The 336-nt window shown below is 28.9% G+C and carries 1 pseudogene; it reads left to right on the plus strand.

The features are described from left to right. Positions 1–171: 171 nt before the first annotated feature. Positions 172–336 (plus strand): annotated as a pseudogene (locus FUA24_RS24465) (NAD(P)H-dependent glycerol-3-phosphate dehydrogenase); the annotation flags it as partial.

Consider the following 336-nt stretch of genomic DNA (forward strand, 5'->3'; position numbering starts at 1 on the left):
TTAAAACAAAGCTTAAAAGTAATTTTACAGTCTTCATAATCTCGTTATTTTAGGGTTTACATGTAATTGGTTTTCAAAACCTGTGCCAAAAAAATGTTATTAATACATTAAGCTGCTTTTGCCTTTAATAATTTTATGTACTTTTGAACAGCTAAAAAAGACAAACTTTTTATGGAAAAGCCTTTAAAATATGCGGTTTTTGGTGGTGGAAGTTGGGCAACAGCTATTGTAAAAATGCTGTGTGAAAATATTAATGAAGTTGGTTGGTATATGCGAAGTGTTTATACCAAAGAACATATTTTAAAAGAACAACACAACCCCAATTATTTAAGTTCA

The organism is Seonamhaeicola marinus (assembly GCF_008085455.1).